This window comes from Bacteroidota bacterium, from assembly GCA_016721765.1.
Classification (GTDB): Bacteria; Bacteroidota; Bacteroidia; order UBA4408; family UBA4408; genus UBA4408.
Genome location: JADKHO010000004.1, coordinates 252568 through 270410, shown reverse-complemented (window position 1 = coordinate 270410; position 17843 = coordinate 252568). Strand labels below are relative to the sequence as shown.

At 36.8% G+C, this 17843-nt stretch carries 16 protein-coding genes; 13 read left to right on the top strand and 3 right to left on the bottom strand.

Annotated elements, in window-relative coordinates; all coding sequences use genetic code 11:
* The first annotated feature begins 1 nt into the window (after position 1).
* From IPP32_15210 to lnt, 11 genes are read left to right on the top strand one after another with little or no spacing between them, the layout of a single operon-like run.
* The gene (locus IPP32_15210; GenBank protein MBL0049434.1) at positions 2 to 1558 is read left to right on the top strand and encodes an amino acid adenylation domain-containing protein; all 1557 of its coding nucleotides are present in this window, start codon (positions 2 to 4) and stop codon (positions 1556 to 1558) included.
* Between the two features lie 45 nt (positions 1559 to 1603).
* On the top strand, positions 1604 to 2290 hold the full coding sequence (locus tag IPP32_15205; GenBank protein ID MBL0049433.1) for an acetyltransferase: 687 nt from the start codon (positions 1604 to 1606) through the stop codon (positions 2288 to 2290).
* A 7-nt stretch (positions 2291 to 2297) separates the two neighbouring features.
* Positions 2298 to 2843, top strand: a complete 546-nt coding sequence (locus IPP32_15200) for a GNAT family N-acetyltransferase (protein MBL0049432.1) — start codon at positions 2298 to 2300, stop codon at positions 2841 to 2843.
* Positions 2840 to 3868: a class I SAM-dependent methyltransferase gene (locus IPP32_15195; protein MBL0049431.1), complete on the top strand. Its 1029-nt coding sequence runs from the start codon at positions 2840 to 2842 to the stop codon at positions 3866 to 3868. Before IPP32_15200 ends, IPP32_15195 begins: the two co-directional genes overlap by 4 nt.
* A 9-nt stretch (positions 3869 to 3877) precedes the next feature.
* Complete coding sequence (locus IPP32_15190; GenBank protein MBL0049430.1) at positions 3878 to 4837, top strand: hypothetical protein; 960 nt, start codon at positions 3878 to 3880, stop codon at positions 4835 to 4837.
* A gap of 2 nt (positions 4838 to 4839) precedes the next feature.
* Positions 4840 to 5547, top strand: coding sequence for a class I SAM-dependent methyltransferase (locus IPP32_15185; protein MBL0049429.1), 708 nt, complete (start codon positions 4840 to 4842; stop codon positions 5545 to 5547).
* Complete coding sequence (locus IPP32_15180) at positions 5547 to 6488, top strand: glycosyltransferase (protein MBL0049428.1); 942 nt, start codon at positions 5547 to 5549, stop codon at positions 6486 to 6488. The genes IPP32_15185 and IPP32_15180 overlap by 1 nt, the downstream gene beginning before the upstream one ends.
* Positions 6489 to 6525: 37 nt before the next feature.
* On the top strand, positions 6526 to 8358 hold the full coding sequence (asnB, locus tag IPP32_15175; protein MBL0049427.1) for an asparagine synthase (glutamine-hydrolyzing): 1833 nt from the start codon (positions 6526 to 6528) through the stop codon (positions 8356 to 8358).
* 17 nt (positions 8359 to 8375) lie between these two features.
* Positions 8376 to 9569, top strand: a complete 1194-nt coding sequence (locus IPP32_15170) for a glycosyltransferase (protein ID MBL0049426.1) — start codon at positions 8376 to 8378, stop codon at positions 9567 to 9569.
* A gap of 14 nt (positions 9570 to 9583) precedes the next feature.
* A complete protein-coding gene (locus IPP32_15165) occupies positions 9584 to 10852 on the top strand; it encodes a nucleotide sugar dehydrogenase (GenBank protein MBL0049425.1) in 1269 nt (422 codons plus the stop codon).
* A gap of 10 nt (positions 10853 to 10862) precedes the next feature.
* Positions 10863 to 12473, top strand: a complete 1611-nt coding sequence (gene lnt / locus IPP32_15160; protein ID MBL0049424.1) for an apolipoprotein N-acyltransferase — start codon at positions 10863 to 10865, stop codon at positions 12471 to 12473.
* Between the two features lie 15 nt (positions 12474 to 12488).
* On the opposite strand, the gene IPP32_15155 is transcribed toward lnt, so the two are convergent.
* Positions 12489 to 13115: a carbonic anhydrase gene (locus tag IPP32_15155; GenBank protein MBL0049423.1), complete on the bottom strand. Its 627-nt coding sequence runs from the start codon at positions 13113 to 13115 to the stop codon at positions 12489 to 12491.
* A 19-nt stretch (positions 13116 to 13134) separates the two neighbouring features.
* Positions 13135 to 14157, bottom strand: a complete 1023-nt coding sequence (locus tag IPP32_15150; protein MBL0049422.1) for a multidrug transporter — start codon at positions 14155 to 14157, stop codon at positions 13135 to 13137.
* 173 nt (positions 14158 to 14330) lie between these two features.
* Here IPP32_15150 and lpdA point away from each other — a divergent pair, with 173 nt between their 5' ends.
* Together lpdA and hemH are read left to right on the top strand one after the other, a co-directional pair.
* Positions 14331 to 15734, top strand: coding sequence for a dihydrolipoyl dehydrogenase (lpdA, locus tag IPP32_15145; GenBank protein ID MBL0049421.1), 1404 nt, complete (start codon positions 14331 to 14333; stop codon positions 15732 to 15734).
* A gap of 644 nt (positions 15735 to 16378) precedes the next feature.
* Positions 16379 to 17383, top strand: coding sequence for a ferrochelatase (hemH, locus tag IPP32_15140; GenBank protein MBL0049420.1), 1005 nt, complete (start codon positions 16379 to 16381; stop codon positions 17381 to 17383).
* Between the two features lie 45 nt (positions 17384 to 17428).
* Here hemH and IPP32_15135 read toward each other — a convergent pair whose 3' ends face one another.
* Positions 17429 to 17839 (bottom strand): response regulator, encoded by a 411-nt coding sequence (locus IPP32_15135; protein ID MBL0049419.1) that lies wholly within the window; start codon positions 17837 to 17839, stop codon positions 17429 to 17431.
* Between the last annotated feature and the right edge of the window lie 4 nt (positions 17840 to 17843).

The following is a 17843-nucleotide window of genomic DNA, read 5'->3' as shown; positions in this document are numbered from 1 at the left end:
TATGGATACGCTGGCATATAAATATAACCTGGGTTTGCAGTTTTATGCAGTTGCCGAAAAAAATGCTGAACGAACAGCATTGCGATTTCCGGACGGGAAGGAGCTGAGTTATTCCGAATTAAATTCCCTTTCAAATCAGCTGGCTCGATTACTTTTGAGCTATGGAGTAAAGCAAGGAGATGTACTGGCCATTTTTAATGATAAATCGGAATACGGTTATGCCTTGATTTTAGCCTGTTTGAAAACCGGAATTATTTATACCAACCTTGATTATACCAGCCCTTGGGCAAGAATTGATAAAATACTTACAACTTGTCAACCAAGTTTTATTTGTTTTGATGACTGCGGATTGCATTTTGAAGCGGAACTAAAAAAGGCACATCCTGCTGTAAAATCGCTAAACATCAGAGAAGAGAAAACTCGCAAAGACATCAGCAATTTTTCGAAGGAAAATTTAAACGAGTCCTTCTCGGTGCATGGCGCCAATCCTGCTTACTTAATGTTTACCTCCGGTTCCACCGGTTTCCCTAAGGGAGCAGTTATGAGCCATAGCAATGTGTTAAATTTTATTCAATGGGGCAAGCAAACTTTTGAAGTAACTGAAGCTGACGTTTTCACGAATGTAAATCCAATTTATTTCGATAATTCGGTTTTTGATTTTTATACATCTATTTACAATGGAGCAGCATTGGTTCCGATTAGTCACACTGTTGCAAAAGATGCGCGGGCATTGGTAAAGGCAATTAATGATTCGAGGTGTACGATATGGTTTTCGGTTCCTAGCTTGTTGGTTTATTTACTAACTAACCGAGCTTTAACAGCAGCAGATTTTTCTTCGGTGAAGCGCATTTCCTTTGGCGGTGAGGGTTTTCCTAAAAATAAATTGAAGCAATTGTTTACTTTATTCGGTGAACGAATTACCTTATTCAATGTTTACGGACCTACTGAATGTACTTGCATTTGTTCATCCTATATTATTTCGGAAAGTGATTTTGAAAATATGAACGAACTGGCTCCATTGGGTTTTATGGCGCCAAATTTTGGATATGAGATTTTACCTTTACAGGATTCCAATCCTAATTTAGGCGAGCTTGCACTTACCGGACCATGTGTGGGATTAGGCTACTACAATGATGAGGAACGTTCCCAAAAATCATTTGTTCAAAATCCTACAAAAAAGTATGCACAACGCATGTATAAAACGGGCGATGTAGTGGAGCGGTCAGAAAATGGTTACCTTCACTTTAAGGGAAGGGTGGACAACCAAATAAAACACATGGGTTATCGCATCGAACTGGAAGAAGTGGAAGCAGCTTTTAGTTCCTTACCATACATTAACGAAGTGGGTGTAGTATACGAAAGGTTGTCACCGGAATTGGGTTTTATTAAAGCCTATGTGAGCATCAATACCGCCATTGAAACAGCTGTAATTATGCAAGATGTGAAAATGATTTTGCCGCTTTATATGCTCCCCAAAACCATCACCATATTAGATGTTTTACCCAAAAACAGCAACGGTAAAATCGATAGAAACAAAATTAAAGAACTTGTAAAGTAAATGTGCGAAACAAATCACGAGCACGTTTTTATAATCTGAAAGAATATGAGTAAAAAGGAAATAGTGATTTTTGGCACCGGCAAAATAGCCGAAGTAATATACTACTATGCCGTGGAAGAGTGTGGATATAAAGTTGCTGCATTTACTACCGATTCAAAATACATAAGCCAAACTAATTTTTTGGGATTACCGGTCGTACCCTTCGAAACAATTGAAAAATCCCATGCTCCGGCATCTTATGATATGTTTGTAGCCATTGGGTATCACGATATGAATCGCCTGCGTGAAACCAAATGCAATGAAGCATTGGCAAAAGGATATCAACTTGTTTCAATTATTAGTCCGATGGCAAATGTTCCAAAAAATACAAAATACGGGTACAATTGTTTTATTATGTCACCTGCCATCATTCACCCTTGTGTGGAACTTGGTAACGATGTGTTTGTTTGGTCAGGTGCGATGATTGGACATCATTCACAAGTTGCAGATCACATTTGGTTTACATCCTGTGCAAGCATTGGAGGAAATGTTAATATCGAAAACAATTGCTTTTTTGCTATGAATGCAACAGTGGGTCATAGCGTAAAGATTGGTAAAGAATGTTTTTTAGGAGCAAATACTTTGGTAACCAAAGATCTTTTAGATGGACAAGTAGTTATTTCGGAGTCTTCTAAAGCAATAAAGTTAACTAGTAAGCAATTCTTACGCATCTCAAGTTTTTCATCCTTATAGCAGCGAAATGTTGAATTTTACGCTCCATTCAGATCGCCTTACATTGCGGACGCCCTCCAAGGCTGATGCTTCGGCATTATTTGATTTGATGTCGGATGAACGATTAACTACTTTTTTAACATGGGAGGCTCACACAAGAATTGAAACAACTGAAACCTTAATAGAGAATTTACTTTCCGCTCAACAAAACGATAAAGGATATCATTGGTGTGTATGTGTGGATACACAAATTATTGGATTTGTTTCTTTAATAGATATTAAAAGAACCATTCGTACTTGGATACTAAATAGAGCTGAGCTTTCATATTGGATTAGCCCTGCCTATCAAGGAAAAGGATACGCGACAGAAGCGAGTAAGTTGGTTCTGAATTTTGGTTTTACACAGTTGAATTTGCACAAGATAATTATTGCACATGCTTCCAATAATTTGGAATCAAGTAGCATTTGCAAGAAATTGGGTTTTAAAAAATATGGAGAAGAGCACGATGCTTTTCAAAAAAATAATAAATGGCACGATTTATTTTGGTACGAATTAATTAAAGAGAAAATATGAAAATAGAAAATATAGTTAACTATAGATGTCCGGCAACCTATCAGAAGCTTCGCCTTTCTGGGGAATCTGAGATCATAGACGGTATGGTAAAAGAAGGTTTTCTCTTATCAGAGTCAGCATCAACTAAATATGAAATTAAGGACGGAATACCCGACTTTACAATTTATAGCGAAAGTGAAAAAAACATTTATGCAGTAAATCTTTTTAAAAATAAAGCTAAAGAATACGATAAATTTCAACACCTTTCATTTGAAACATTTTATCAAGATGAGACCATAGTGCGAAATTCCATGATTGATAAGTTGAATTTGAAGCAGGATTCAAATGTGCTTGAAGTCAATGCAGGAACCGGTCGCGACTCAATTTTGATTGCAAAAAGATTATCAAAAAAAGGAATGTTGCAGGTTCAAGATATTTCACGTGATATGCTTTTGGTGTGTCAAGAAAAATTATCAGAGATTAATTTGCCAATTGAAGTGCATCAAGGCAATGCAAGCAAGCTGCCTTATTCAGATAATACTTTTGATGCTGTTTATAGTTTTGGTGGAGTAGGTATGAACACTTATTCTAATAACAAAGAAGCGATTGCTGAGATGGTAAGGGTTACAAAAACCGGCGGTAAAATTGTTTTTGGTGGATTGAGTTTATCCCCTTGGCTCCGAAATACAAATTTTGCAAAAATTCTTATCAATCATAATTCTCATTACGCAAACGAAATTTTGCTTAATGATTTACCAGTGCAAGCAAGAAATTTAAATTTAAATTGGATTTTGGAAGGTGCAGGGTTTGTATGTGACTTTACTGTCGGTGAAGGCGAACCTCGAGCTAATTTTGATTATGAAATTCCTGGCCCACGTGGTGGAACTTTGCGAACACGTTATTTAGGGAATCTGGAAGGAGTAAGTGTTGAAACGAAAGAGCTTGCAATAAAAGCACGCGAAATTTTGGGCATTTCGATGCATAAATGGCTTGATACCATGATAAAACAAGAGGCAGAAAAAATTATAACCAATCACAAATCTTAATCATTCATTATGATAACAAAAAAAATATGGAATAAAAAGGGGCAAATCTTTAGTCTAAAGGATTATTCTGAATGGGGAAATACGCATGGGCAAGTGCCTTATTTTATTGAGATTGGGGATAAAAAGAAAATATTTTTCACTTCAAGACCCAAAAAAAATGAGGATGGTACTTATGTGAGTCACATTCATTCAATGGATGTGGAATACAATAGTAAAGGCTTTGAAATATTAAAGATTCAAAAGCAGCCATTACTAAAACTTGGAGAAATTGGCCATTTTGATGAATTTGGAACAATGCCTTGCAGTGTTGTTAATCACCCCGAAAAAAATGAAGTATGGATGTATTATGTTGGATGGTCTCGAAAGTTTTCAACGCCATATGAATGTGCTATCGGCTTAGCAATTAGCAGAGATGGAGGGGAAACATTTTCTAAAAGCACCGTTGGTCCAATCGTTTCGGCGAATCAATTCGACCCTTTTGTATTAGGCTGCCCTCGTGTGGTAATCCTGAACAATAATTGGTTCATGTTTTACCTTACTGGAATAAAATGGCTCGATTTTAATGGCAGGAAAGAGTGTTTTTATAAGCTTAAAATGGCCACCTCAATAGATGGGATTGAATGGCAAAGGGATGATAAATTTATTGTTCCGGAGCGCTATCAGGATGAATGTCAAACATGTGCATCTGTTTATTTTGCTGATGGTATGTATCAAATGTATTTCACCTATCGACATTCAATTGACTTTAGGAATCCTGAACGGGGTTATAGAATTGGTTATGCTTACTCAAAGGATTTAATTACATGGGAGAGAAATGATGAAGCAGGCAATTTTACGGTATCAGAAAGCGGTTGGGACAGTGAAATGGTATGTTATCCAAATGTAAATCTTATAAACGGGAAGCAAATAATGTTATATTGCGGAAATAGTTTCGGCCTTGACGGATTTGGCTTCGCAGAATTAGAATAATTATGGAAAATGTTAAAAATAAATACACTGAATTTCACCTAAAGAAGGCTTCGCATCATCTATATCCAACTGAATGGGTAATACGAACGATGTTGGGAACTTATCCCAATTTGAAACTGGATAAAACGCATTACAATGGTGGCAAAATTCTTGACTTGGGATTTGGTGACGGGCGTAATTTGCAATTGCTAAGAAATTGTGGATTGAAAGTATACGGTGTTGAAATAACACCTGAAACAATAGCGCTTGGCAAACAAAATATTGAATATTTGAATGTGGAAGCGGAGTTAAGAGTTGGCTCCAATTCAAATATCCCTTTTGAGGATAGTTTTTTTGACTATATACTTGCTTCCAGCTCCTGTTATTATTTGGATAATAATTCTTCATTTGATGATAATTTAAATGAAATTTCAAGAGTGATGAAAAAGGGTGCAACCTTGATTGCCAATTTTCCTGCTTTTATTGATATTCAAGAGGTTCCTGTTAGTTTTATTTTAAAAGATTCCATTGCATTAGCGGATGACCATGTTATTATTAAAGGTGATATATATGGCTTAAGAAATGGATATAAATTTAAAACCTTCAGCTCTGAACAAAGTATTCATAATTATTTTAGTAGGGCATTTGAAAACATCAGTGTAGGGGTTTGTATGGATAATTACTATGGAGTTCAAATAAATCATTTTATAGTGACAGCGCAAAAAAAGTAATGAATTATTTGGTTGATATATTAATGCCGGTTTATAACCATGAACAATTTTTGGAACAAGCCTTGCAAAGTATTGTTTCCCAAAAAACAAATTTCAATTTTAGACTAGTTGTTGGCGAGGATTGTTCAACTGATAAGAGTAGGCAAATTATTGAAAAATTTCAAAAGAATTATCCAAATATTTTAGTTCCATTTTTTCGTAAAAAAAATATAGGCGCACATCAGAACAGTAAATTGCTGTTTGCTGAAATGGCGGCTAAATATGTTGCAATCTGCGAAGGTGATGATTATTGGACCGACCCGGATAAATTACAAAAACAAGTTGATTTTTTAGAATCCAACACTGAATTTGCAATGTGCTTTACAAAACATATTACCATTAATCAGTTGGGAGAAGTTATCGATAATAAATCAAATCTTGTTCGACTAAATAGAAATTTAAATCACGAAGATATATTAGCGAATAATTACTTTATCGGAACTGCTTCAGTTTTAATAAAACGCGAAACTTTACCCCAGCCTTTTCCAACTATTTATTTTAATGCTCCTAATGGAGACTATTTACTATATAGCTTGGCCACAAAATTTGGCGATGTAGCATTTCTTGATTTTAATTCAGCGGCTTATAGAATACACGATAATGGCATCTGGACAAGCAGAAACAGCGCTCAAAAATATTGGGCGATGTACAAAACATTTCTAATTTCTGTAAATCTATTTAAAGAAAAAAAGGAGCAATTGGCGCTAAAGCAAAATCTCTCAAAAATCCTTCAACACCTTACTTGGGCGTATTTTGAGCTACCTAAAAGCGAGCATTTTAAATTTATTATTAAATCTTTTTTTATTAGCCTTCGATTCGGAGTTTTAAAAACCTGGCTTTCCATTAATTCTGATTTAATCAACTTATTTTTTAAAAATAAATTGAGGGCTAAATCAACATAAATAAATTAAACACCCTATTTCAATTCGAATTTAGCTCATGTGCGGCATCTCCGGAATCTTTTCTACTTACAAAATAGAACCTTCTGTAATAGAAGCATTCAATCGTTCATTAGCTCATCGTGGGCCTGATGGCGAAGGCTACGCTTTTTTTGAAAACGATACATTGGCTTTGGCGCAGCGTAGATTAAGCATTCTTGACCTTTCAGAAGGAGGGAAGCAGCCCATGTATTCGCACAATCAACGTTATTGCATTTCGTACAATGGAGAAGTCTTTAATTTTATTGAATTGCGGCGTGAACTGGAAGTATTGGGCTTAAAATTTAACAGCGATTCGGATACCGAAATAATTTTGGCAGCCTACGAACAATGGGGAATTGAAGCATTTCATAAGTTTAATGGCATGTGGGCAATAGCGCTTTGGGATAACCAAGAAAAAAAGTTGCTCTTGATTCGCGATCGCTTTGGAATTAAACCCCTGTACTATGCTTATTTGCCTGGAAAACTGGTGGCCTTTGCTTCCGAAACAAATGCCTTTAAACAGCTTGAGCCTTTGTTTTCAAGAGAAATTGATGAGCAAAAATTAAGTATTGCCCTAACGGATGCTTATGCATTGTGTGGCAAAGGACACAGTATTTTTAAAAATATTTTCCAACTTCTTCCAGGTCATTGGGCAATTGTGGATGCTAAGCTGAAAGTGGAACAAAAGCGATGGTTTCATATTGATGAGCATACCACCAACTTAAATCTCACTTATGAAGAACAAGTGAAAAAGTTTAAGGAGTTATTTTTTGATGCCTGTGCATTACGTTTGAGAAGCGATGTTAAGGTAGCTACAGCTTTAAGTGGTGGCCTCGATTCCAGCTCAGTATATTGTACCTTAGGTAAATTGGAAGCGCAATTGTCGCATTCGGAACGAGTTCCAAAAGACTGGCAGCAAGCGGTGGTGGGAGTTTTTCCGAATACTGAGCAAGATGAAAAGGAGTATGCCGATGAGGTTTTGCATTTTTTGAAGAAGAAAGCCATTTATGTGGATGTGGTAGCGTCAGATTTTTTACCCGAATTGATAAAAACAACACAACATTTTGACGACATTACCGAAACCCCATTTTTATCTCTTACCGGTATTTATAAAGGAATGAAGGAGGCAGGTATTACAGTATCCTTAGATGGGCATGGTGCCGATGAAATGCTGTATGGCTATCGAAATCAAGTTTTCGATTTATTCGAACATGCGAAATGGAATGGAACACGCGCTGAAGCCGAAAGGTATTTGGAAGTGTTGAAGGGACTTTACGGCGATGATAAAGAATCTGCGCAAAGCAAGCGTTTTAAGAGCGATTTAGCTGAAGCATTTGCTATACGAAATTCAATATCCTTTAAGTTAAAGAAAAATGTAAAGTCTGTTCTTGGTCAAGGTAAAATCAAAAAAGGACAGCCATTTCAATTGGATGAATTATCGGACAAGCCCTACGATTTTTCGAGCAAGCCATACAACGAGCAACTGTTGTACAATCATTTTTTTATTGGCACTTTACCTACTCTACTTCGTAATTTCGATAAGGCTGCAATGTACAGTAGTATTGAGATAAGAATGCCTTTTATGGATTGGAGATTGGTATGTTTCCTGTTTTCATTGCATTTGGAAAGTAAAATAGGTAGAGGATTTACTAAATTAATTTTGCGTGATGCGATGAATGGAGTGCTTCCTGAAAAAATTAAGAATAGAAAATTGAAGATAGGCCTCGCAGCGCCTAAAAAGGAATGGGAAAAAAGAACTGACCTTAGTGCATTTATGAAAGATAATAAATGCACAAGTTGGAAGGAATTAAATCGTTTTCTTGTGAGTAAACAGGTAAATGGTGCGGTATAAATTGGGATGATTTAAGTATGGAAGTAATTTACATAGTGATTGGTTTGGGTAAAAAAAGATGGAGCATTTCTGAAAAGGTGCACTCCCAAATTGATGAATTAAATGCGCTTGGCGTTTCAACAACCGGCTATTTCTTTAGCAATGAAGTAAGTCAAAAGGAACAATTGCAGGATAATATATTTTGCTTCCCACTCAAAAAAAATAAAACGCGCAAATACTTTAATTCCTTTTTTCAGGAGCAAGATAACATGCTACAAGCCTGTGAAATATTAAAAAAGGAACTTCCACCTAACGCTGTAATTTATTTACGCTACTTGAGTGCAGGTTATGGCTTTTTTTCTTTATTGAAGCACTTCGGAAATAAAATAATACTGTTTATACCTTCCAATACGATTCGTGAAAATTTCATTGAGCGAAAATTTACAGAAAGCTTATCGCTAGGGAATAAAATATTTCGCTGGCTGGAGTATTTTTTGTTTTTGTATATGCAAGAGCAATTATTCTATTGGTTTCACGCCAAGCGGATTAAAGTAATCACCACTTTTACACCTGAATTTTCAGAAATTATGAGAAAGAAAATTTGGGGTAAAGTTCGCTTTGTGTACAATGGAGATGGAACCAATACCCAAAAAGTGAGGCTTCGTGTGCCGGTAAATCGAGGCGATAAAGTAAAGCTCCTCTTTATGAAAGGATCATCTACGATGCAATATTGGAGCGGACTTTCAAGGTTAATAGATTCTATAAATAAGGGATATCAAAATAAATTTGAACTGTATGTTACTGGAGTAACTCATGGCGAAAAAATGTATCAGCAACCCTTTGTGAAATTAGTGGGAAAACTGAGTGAGCAAGCATTGGATGAATTGTGCAATGAGGTGGATTTAGGCGTTAGCAATTTGGCAAATTACCTGATCCATTTTAACGAAACCACCAATATGAAATCGCGCGAATATTATGCACGCGGTTTGCCTTTTATTCAATCCAACACGATGCCCGATATTACAGGTAAAAAGGAGGCGGAGTATTTCTTATGTTTACCCAATGATGCATCTCATATCGACATGCAAAAAGTGCATGATTTTGCACTCAAAATGAGAGCTGATTCTAATCATCCAAAAGAAATGCGCATTTTTGCAAAATCAACATTGGATTGGAGTGTTAAGATGAAAGAATTAAAGGGAATTCTAGAAAGTGAATTCCCGCAAAACTGAAATAAATTAAAAGCATGAAAATTGGAATTTTTGGATTAGGCTATGTTGGTACGGTGAATGCTGTTTGCCTCTCGGATATGGGACACACCATATTTTGTACAGATGTTAAACAAGAAAAGGTGGAGCTTTTTCGCAATGGAAAATGCCCGGTAAAAGAACCTTTGGTGGAACAGTTGCTAAATGAAGGTTTAAAAAAGAATACCATTCAATTTAGAGACAGTATTGCGGAAATACTTGCCGAAATTGAAGTTGCAATTGTTTGTGTGGGTACTCCTTCCGGTGAAGACGGAAAAGTTAATTTGAGCTATGCAAAAAATGTAACACTTGATATTGCCTTGGCCTATTCTTCTAAAATGCCCTTAAAGTATTTGGTTTACAGAAGCACAGTTCCGCCCGGCACCACAGCGAGTTTATATTCTATTTTCACAGAAAAGGTGGGGGCAAATAGCGTATGTCCGGTATTCATGCCTGAGTTTCTGCGAGAAGGTACTGCAGTTGATGATTTTCATGAGGCTCCACGTGTGGTGCTTGGCTTAAATGAAAAGAGAGAAGTTAGTGACCTAGGAAATCTGGTTTCTGACAATGGTCGACTTCCTTTATTCATAACCGATATGAATACTGCTGAGTATATAAAATATGTTGATAATTGCTTTCATGCACTTAAAGTGACCTTTGCGAATGAGGTTTATCGCTTAGGAAAGCAGTATGATATTGATATCAAAAGGGCAAATGAAATTTTCCTTTCGGATTCGGTTTTGAATATTTCTAAAACCTATTTACGTCCCGGATTACCTTTTGGTGGATCTTGTTTACCTAAAGATTTACGAGAGATTGAAGCCTTAGTAAAAGAAAACCAATTGGATTTACCGCTGATGAGCAGCATGCTGAAAAGCAATATGAATCAAAAGCAAGAAATGCTTACAATGGTAAACCAATTCAACAAAACTAAAATTGGAATTGTTGGAATAACCTTCAAAAACGATACGGATGATTTGCGCGAAAGCCCAATGCTGGAATTGACAATGAATTTGATGAAAAATCAAAATAACGAATTGGCGGTTTGGGATGAGGATATAGATGAAAATAACTTGCGTAGAACTTTCCCTCAGTTATTTATTTTACTCGCCGATTTGGAGCAACTTGTGAAAAAAAGTGAATTAATAATTGTGAGTAAAAGATATATGGAAATGGTTTGTAAGATGGCAACGAAAGACCAGTTTATCCTTAACTTTTCCAACCTGAATGCTTATGAAAGTAAAGCAAAAGTAATTAACTGGTTTTAGTAAACTGAAAGTGAGAGGCACCACCCCGAGAATTTTACTTTCCCTTTTATCGGGTATTTTATTAACAGCTGCCTGGCCTGTTGCAGGTTTTCCATTTCTAATTTTTATCGCGTTTATTCCGCTACTGCTTATTGAACAAAATATGGTTCAAGGGCAAAAGGAAAACACCGGATTAAAGATGTTCGGCTTAAGCTATCTTACATTTTTTATTTGGAACATCCTCACCACTTGGTGGATTTACAATGCATCGGCAGGTGGCGCAGCGATGGCTATTCTGGCCAATGCACTTTTAATGGCCATTGTTTTTGCCGCTTTTCATCTCGTTAAGAAAAAGACAAATAGCGGTTATTTATCTTTGATTTGTTTTTGGATAGCATTTGAATATCTACACCTCAATTGGGATTTAAGCTGGCCTTGGCTTACACTTGGCAATGTTTTTTCCACACAATACAAATGGGTGCAATGGTATGAATATACCGGCGCTCTTGGTGGAAGTATTTGGGTGCTTTTGGTAAATGTTTCACTGTTAAAAATAGCGGAGCAGGTTAAATCCAAGGGAATACGATCTGCTAAAAAGCAAATTTCACAAGCACTTTTTTTACTGCTCTTGCCGATGCTGGTATCCGGTTTACTTTATAATTTTAATGCTCCGATGCACAAAGGAAAGGGGACATCGGTAGTTATTGTTCAGCCCAACATTGATCCCTACAATGAGAAATTTAATGGAATGAGTGATAGCGAACAACTTGCAAAATTGCTTCGCCTCGCTTCAACTAAAATAGATGCTACTACCGATTACCTAATCGCTCCTGAAACAGCATTGGCAAGTAATATTTGGGAAAATCAATTGGATTCGGCACCTCCAATTTTGATGCTGAAATCCTTTCTTAATAAATATCCGAATTTAAAAATTGTGATAGGAGCAAGCACAGCGAAGGTTTATGAAAAAGGTGAACTGCCATCTGCAACCGCAAGAAAGTTTACCCAGGAAGATGCCTCTTACGATTCCTATAATACCGCATTGCAGCTCGATTCCGGTAAACTTATTCAGCACTATCACAAATCAAAATTAGTTCCGGGTGTGGAGAAAATTCCATTTCCGGCGCTTTTTAAACCTTTCGAAAAATTGGCCATCGATTTGGGGGGCACTTCAGGAAGCTTGGGCGTTCAAGCTGATCGAACGGTTTTTTACTCCATCACTAAAGCACAAAGCATTGCACCTGTTATTTGTTATGAAAGTATTTACGGTGAATTTGTTGGGGAGTATATTAAAAATGGAGCACAGTTAATTTTTATCATCACCAACGATGGCTGGTGGGGCGATACTCCGGGATATAAACAGCATTTAAGTTATGCAAGCTTAAGAGCCATTGAAACACGTCGAGAAATAGCGCGCTCTGCAAATACCGGCACATCCGCCATTGCGAATGCACGCGGCGATATTTCAATGCAAACACCTTATTGGAAGGAAGCTGTATTTAGTGCCAATATATTTCCATCCAGCTACCTTACTTTTTATGTTCGTTTTGGAGATTATTTGGGAACTATTGCAGCTGGTTTGTCGCTCTGCATAGTGTTATACTATCTCTATTTTAAGTTTAATGTTAAGGGCAAAAAATGAATAATGGAGAGTGTACTACTCTAAAAGATAAATTTCCATTATGTTTTTTAGAATAGAAGGAAAATCAATTTTAAGATCAATTAATTCGCCGGTCCGCACGTCAAATACCCATCCATGCACCATTAAACCTCGCTCTTTATGAGCTTGTTGTACTGCTGCAGTTTTAATTAAATTCACACATTGCTCCTGCACATTAAGTTCTATAAGTCTATTATAACGCTGGGTTTCATCGGCAATTGAATTGAGCTCGTTTTTATGCAATCGATACACATCTCTGATATTACGCAACCAAGGATTTAGAATTCCTAAGTCTTTAGGTTGCATGGCTGCCTTCACGCCACCACAATTGTAATGTCCGCAAATAACTATATGGTTTACTTTTAAATGCCGCACCGCATAATTAATTACCGACATCACATTCAAATCAACATTGTTTACCAAATTGGCAACGTTGCGGTGAATAAAAACTTCACCGGGTTGCACCCCCATCAAATCTTCGGCGGTAACTCTGCTGTCGGAGCATCCAATATACAAAAATTCAGGTGTTTGCCCTTTGGCTAAATTGTTAAAATAGTCCTTATCAATCGCTAACTTTTCTTCAATCCACTTTTTATTGTTTTTAAAAACATCTTCAATTTTCATATGGCTATAATTTAGGTTTTTAAACTAATATGTTGTTCTGCGGCTTCTTGGGAAAAGGGATGTTTTTTTCATTAAACATTTCTTTTAAATCAATTTCAATGCCTGTGCTGATGGCGGTAATGGGCACATCATTGGCGCTGCCTTCGAAAGGACTTTCGGTAGATTCTCCAATTTTTTCCATGGTAGTAAATACCCAGGTAGAAAGTGCACTAAAGGGTATAGAAAGCCAAACCATGTTTCCTCCCAATTTATTAAACTCTTGCAGCATCCCAAGCGGAACCAGCGCCACAAAAATATTTATAAAATATAAATTTAAAGTTGCGTATTGTCTGGGATAGGGGAAATTTTTAATCCGTTCTGATGCGCCTTGTTGATTCAAAAATTCGACAAGTATTTTTTCGAGTTCCATGTGTCTGAAATCTTCTATATACCCATCTTCCATCAACTGCTTTAGTTGTTGCGATTGTAAGGCAATAAGTTGAGCGGCATGATTCGATTTTGATAGAATATATTTTAATTCGCTTTCGCTTAAATAGTTTGCTAGTTCCGTTTCTTTTGAACCGTTATGTTCTTCCACTTTAAACCATTTTTCTTTGTATTCGGCATTGTGCTTTTTGTAAATGGCTTCCCATGCCCGCGGTTCCCTCAACTGAAACCGCAGTGCTGTTAACCATGCAAAATGACGATTTATTAATTGCAGTTTTAATTCATGCAACTCCTCAGTGCTTAGTTTTTTTAATGCTTTATCATTTGTTATATAATCGTGGATCATTATCCCCCAGCTTCTGCTGCCATTTACTATTGCACCCCAAGCTTTGCGGGCTTCCCACATGCGATCATAGGAAGCATTATTTTTAAAACCAACAATGAATGCTACTGCAGTTCCAAGCAAAGCGATTGGTAACCAAGGCAATGCGAGCCATTTCCAATCGAGTAGCACATAACAGGTGGTAGGAATACCGGATACAAGTAGAAGAAAAAAGATGTCTCTTCTTGTCCAAAAGGCAACTTCAATAACAGAAAAATTTTTTCCAGCGTGCATAGTGTATACAGAATAGTGAGATTATTGGGTTTACAAATAAAAGAAAATTTATTTTTTAAAGGCAAGCTTTTTACAAAATCGCATTGTTGCGACAACAAAATGAAATTCACGTATTATAATTAAGAAGGTTTGGTTTCAATGCTTACTTTTGCAGCGCTAAAAAATATGTCACTATGGAAAAATTTGATGTAGTCGTGATTGGTTCGGGCCCCGGAGGTTATGTTGCAGCTATTCGTTGTGCTCAATTGGGTATGAAAACCGCAATCATTGAGCGTTATGCAACTTTGGGCGGAACCTGCTTAAATGTAGGTTGTATTCCTTCAAAAGCACTACTTGATTCAAGTGAGCATTTTTACAATGCTCATCATACGTTCAAAACACACGGTATCGATATAGGTTCTTTACGTTTGAACTTGGCACAAATGATTAAGAGAAAGGCAGAAGTGGTAAAGCAAACCTGCGACGGCATTAATTTTTTGATGAAAAAGAATAAGATTAACGTATTTACAGGTCATGGCTCTTTTTTGGAAAAAAATAAAATTGAAATCGCTCAGGCGGATGGAACAAAAATTCAGATTGAAACTACAAAAACGATAATTGCTACCGGGTCTAAACCCATGTCATTACCGGGCATCGATATCGATATAAAACGTATCATAACCAGCACGGAAGCCTTGGAATTGAAAGAAGTTCCCAAACACTTAATAATAGTTGGCGGTGGAGTAATTGGTTTAGAGTTGGGTTCGGTGTATGCTCGATTAGGAGCTAAAGTATCGGTTGTGGAATATGCAGATGCAATTATTCCAACAATGGACCGCACACTCAGCAAGGAGTTGCAAAAATCGTTGAGTAAATTAGGGTTTGAGTTTTATTTAAATCATAAAGTTAGCAAAGCGGTAAATGAAGGTAAAGCAGTAACTGTTTTTGCTGAAGATGCCAGCGGTAAAATAGCTGATTTTAAAGGCGATTATTGTTTAGTGGCCCTAGGGCGAAAAGCATATACAGACAAGCTAGGCTTAGATAAAATTGGAGTGGTAGTGGATGCAAAAGGTAAAATTGAAGTGGATGCGCATTTGCAAACCAATGTGAAAGGAATTTATGCCATTGGAGATGTAATTAAAGGAGCAATGCTGGCGCACAAAGCCGAAGAAGAAGGCATTTTTGTTGCTGAAGTAATGGCCGGACAAAAACCACACATTAATTACAATTTAATTCCGGGAGTAGTCTACACCTGGCCCGAAGTTGCAGCAGTAGGTTTTACCGAGGAACAATTAAAAGCTGAAGGAAGAAAATACAAAGTTGGTGCATTCCCTTTTAAAGCAAGCGGCAGGGCACGTGCCAGTATGGATACCGATGGTTTAGTAAAAGTATTGGCTGATGCCGAAACGGATGAAATTTTGGGAGTGCACATGATTGGACCGCGCACGGCAGATATGATTGCTGAAGCAGTGGTAGCAATGGAATTCAGAGCCTCTGCCGAAGACATTGCCCGCATGAGTCACGCTCATCCAACCTATACTGAATCTTTTAAAGAAGCTTGTTTAGATGCCACCGAAAAACGTGCTTTGCATATTTGATTTGTTGATTTGATGATTAGCTGATTAGCCGATTAGCCGATTAGCTGATTGATAAATTCTCTAGTTTTAGAATTGCTTAATTTTTTATTTACACAATAAACAATAACTCAATAGCTCACCCTTCGACAACGCTCAGGATGACATAAGAATTCAACAACTCTCCTTCGACTACGCTCAGGATGACATGGTACAAATTAATTACAGAATTTTAAACTCAATAACCAAATAACTAAATAACTCAATAACCCAATAACTAAATAACTCACCCTTCGACAACGCTCAGGATGACATAAGAATTCAACAACTCTCCTTCGACTACGCTCAGGATGACATGGTACAAATTAATTTCAGAATTTTAAACTCAATAACCCAATAACTAAATAACTCACTCTTCGACAACGCTCAGGATGACATAAGAATTCAACAACTCTCCTTCGACTACGCTCAGGATGACATGGTACAAATTAATTTCAGAATTTTAAACTCAATAACCAAATAACTAAATAACTCAATAACCCAATAACTAAATAACTCACCCTTCGACAACGCTCAGGATGACATAAGAATTCAATAACCCAATAACCCAATAACCCAATAATCAATAACTCAACAACTCAATAACTCAACAACTCAATAACTCAAAAATGAAAACTGGTGTACTGCTTGTAAATCTTGGAACTCCCGATAGTCCTTCAACGGCCGATGTTCGTAAATACCTTACTGAATTTTTAAACGATCCACGAGTTATTGATATTCCTTGGTTGGCGCGCAAAGTATTGGTAAATGCGATAATTGTACCTTTTCGTTCTTCTAAATCTGCAAAAATTTATCAAAAATTATGGACAAAGGATGGTTCTCCTTTGCTCATTCATGGCAATGCAGTTAAAGAAAAATTGCAACAAAGTTTAAGTTCCGACTACGATGTTTACTTGGGTATGCGGTATCAAAATCCTAGTCTGGATTCGGTGTTGGGTGTGATGCGTAGAAAAAATTACGATAAAATTATTGTGATTCCATTATTTGCACAGTATGCTTCAAGCAGCACGGGCAGTGCTTTGGAGCGTGTAATGCAAATAATTAGCAAATGGTATGTCATTCCGGAGCTAAAATTCATTAGTCAGTATTACGATAATCCGGGTTACATCAATTCATTTGTAGAAAGAGGAAAGCAATATAATTGGGAAAATTACGACCATGTGCTGTTTAGTTACCATGGTTTGCCGGTGCGTCAAGTTGATAAAGTTTACGAAGACTCACTCTGCAGTGATCATCATTGCGAAGACAAAATTGATGCGGACAATAAATTTTGTTACAAAGCTACTTGTTATGAAACTACCAGACTAATAGCCGCTAAATTAAATATTCCGGAAAGTAAATACACGGTAGCTTTTCAAAGTCGCTTGGATAAAAAGTGGTTGGAACCTTTTAGCGATAAAGTGGTGGCCCAAAAAGCAAAGGAAGGTGCAAAAAAGCTATTGGTCTTTAGTCCTGCATTTGTTGCGGATTGTCTTGAAACTACCATTGAAATAGGAGAGGAGTACAATGATATTTTTAAGGAACATGGTGGAGAAAAGGTGCAATTAGTAGAAAGTTTAAATGCACTTCCGCTTTGGATAAATACCTTAAAGGAATTGGTTGAAAAAAACTAGACATTTGTGTTGGTGAATGAAAAAGTAATTTAATTTTCAAGCCAATTACTTCTCCCAAAATAGCGTGCTTCTCACAACGTATTTTGGGTTCTCAAAAATATTAAGTATCGCTGCCGAAAGCCTATTTAAACTAGTTTTTAGGATATAATCATCCGCACCGGCACGAATACTTTCCACAATAAAATTCTCAGCAACTGCACCCGTAATATTTACAAATGGGATAGCAATTTTATTTTTCTTGAGTATCTCAAGCGCTTCAAGCGAATTAAACTGAGGAAGGGTAAAATCAGATAAAATTAAATCGGGCGTAAAGCTTTCGAGAGCAAACAAGAAATCGCTTCTAGTTTCAACAATGTAACTGCTATATTCAATAGATGCTCTGCTCAGCTCCCGCTGAATTAATTCAACATCGTGTTTAGAGTCTTCAATGAAGAGAATTTTTAATCGTTTGTCCATCGGC

What these genes read in the sequence shown, in the direction of transcription:
- IPP32_15165 (MBL0049425.1), top strand. Translation starts at nt 9,584, where the DNA reads ATGAAAATTGGAATTTTTGGATTAGGCTATGTTGGTACGGTGAATGCT.
- IPP32_15170 (MBL0049426.1), top strand. Translation starts at nt 8,376, where the DNA reads ATGGAAGTAATTTACATAGTGATTGGTTTGGGTAAAAAAAGATGGAGC.
- IPP32_15195 (MBL0049431.1), top strand. Translation starts at nt 2,840, where the DNA reads ATGAAAATAGAAAATATAGTTAACTATAGATGTCCGGCAACCTATCAG.
- IPP32_15205 (MBL0049433.1), top strand. Translation starts at nt 1,604, where the DNA reads ATGAGTAAAAAGGAAATAGTGATTTTTGGCACCGGCAAAATAGCCGAA.
- IPP32_15150 (MBL0049422.1), bottom strand. Translation starts at nt 14,157, where the DNA reads ATGCACGCTGGAAAAAATTTTTCTGTTATTGAAGTTGCCTTTTGGACA.
- hemH (MBL0049420.1), top strand. Translation starts at nt 16,379, where the DNA reads ATGAAAACTGGTGTACTGCTTGTAAATCTTGGAACTCCCGATAGTCCT.
- IPP32_15155 (MBL0049423.1), bottom strand. Translation starts at nt 13,115, where the DNA reads ATGAAAATTGAAGATGTTTTTAAAAACAATAAAAAGTGGATTGAAGAA.
- IPP32_15210 (MBL0049434.1), top strand. Translation starts at nt 2, where the DNA reads ATGGATACGCTGGCATATAAATATAACCTGGGTTTGCAGTTTTATGCA.
- IPP32_15135 (MBL0049419.1), bottom strand. Translation starts at nt 17,839, where the DNA reads ATGGACAAACGATTAAAAATTCTCTTCATTGAAGACTCTAAACACGAT.
- IPP32_15200 (MBL0049432.1), top strand. Translation starts at nt 2,298, where the DNA reads ATGTTGAATTTTACGCTCCATTCAGATCGCCTTACATTGCGGACGCCC.
- IPP32_15180 (MBL0049428.1), top strand. Translation starts at nt 5,547, where the DNA reads ATGAATTATTTGGTTGATATATTAATGCCGGTTTATAACCATGAACAA.
- asnB (MBL0049427.1), top strand. Translation starts at nt 6,526, where the DNA reads ATGTGCGGCATCTCCGGAATCTTTTCTACTTACAAAATAGAACCTTCT.
- lpdA (MBL0049421.1), top strand. Translation starts at nt 14,331, where the DNA reads ATGGAAAAATTTGATGTAGTCGTGATTGGTTCGGGCCCCGGAGGTTAT.
- IPP32_15185 (MBL0049429.1), top strand. Translation starts at nt 4,840, where the DNA reads ATGGAAAATGTTAAAAATAAATACACTGAATTTCACCTAAAGAAGGCT.
- IPP32_15190 (MBL0049430.1), top strand. Translation starts at nt 3,878, where the DNA reads ATGATAACAAAAAAAATATGGAATAAAAAGGGGCAAATCTTTAGTCTA.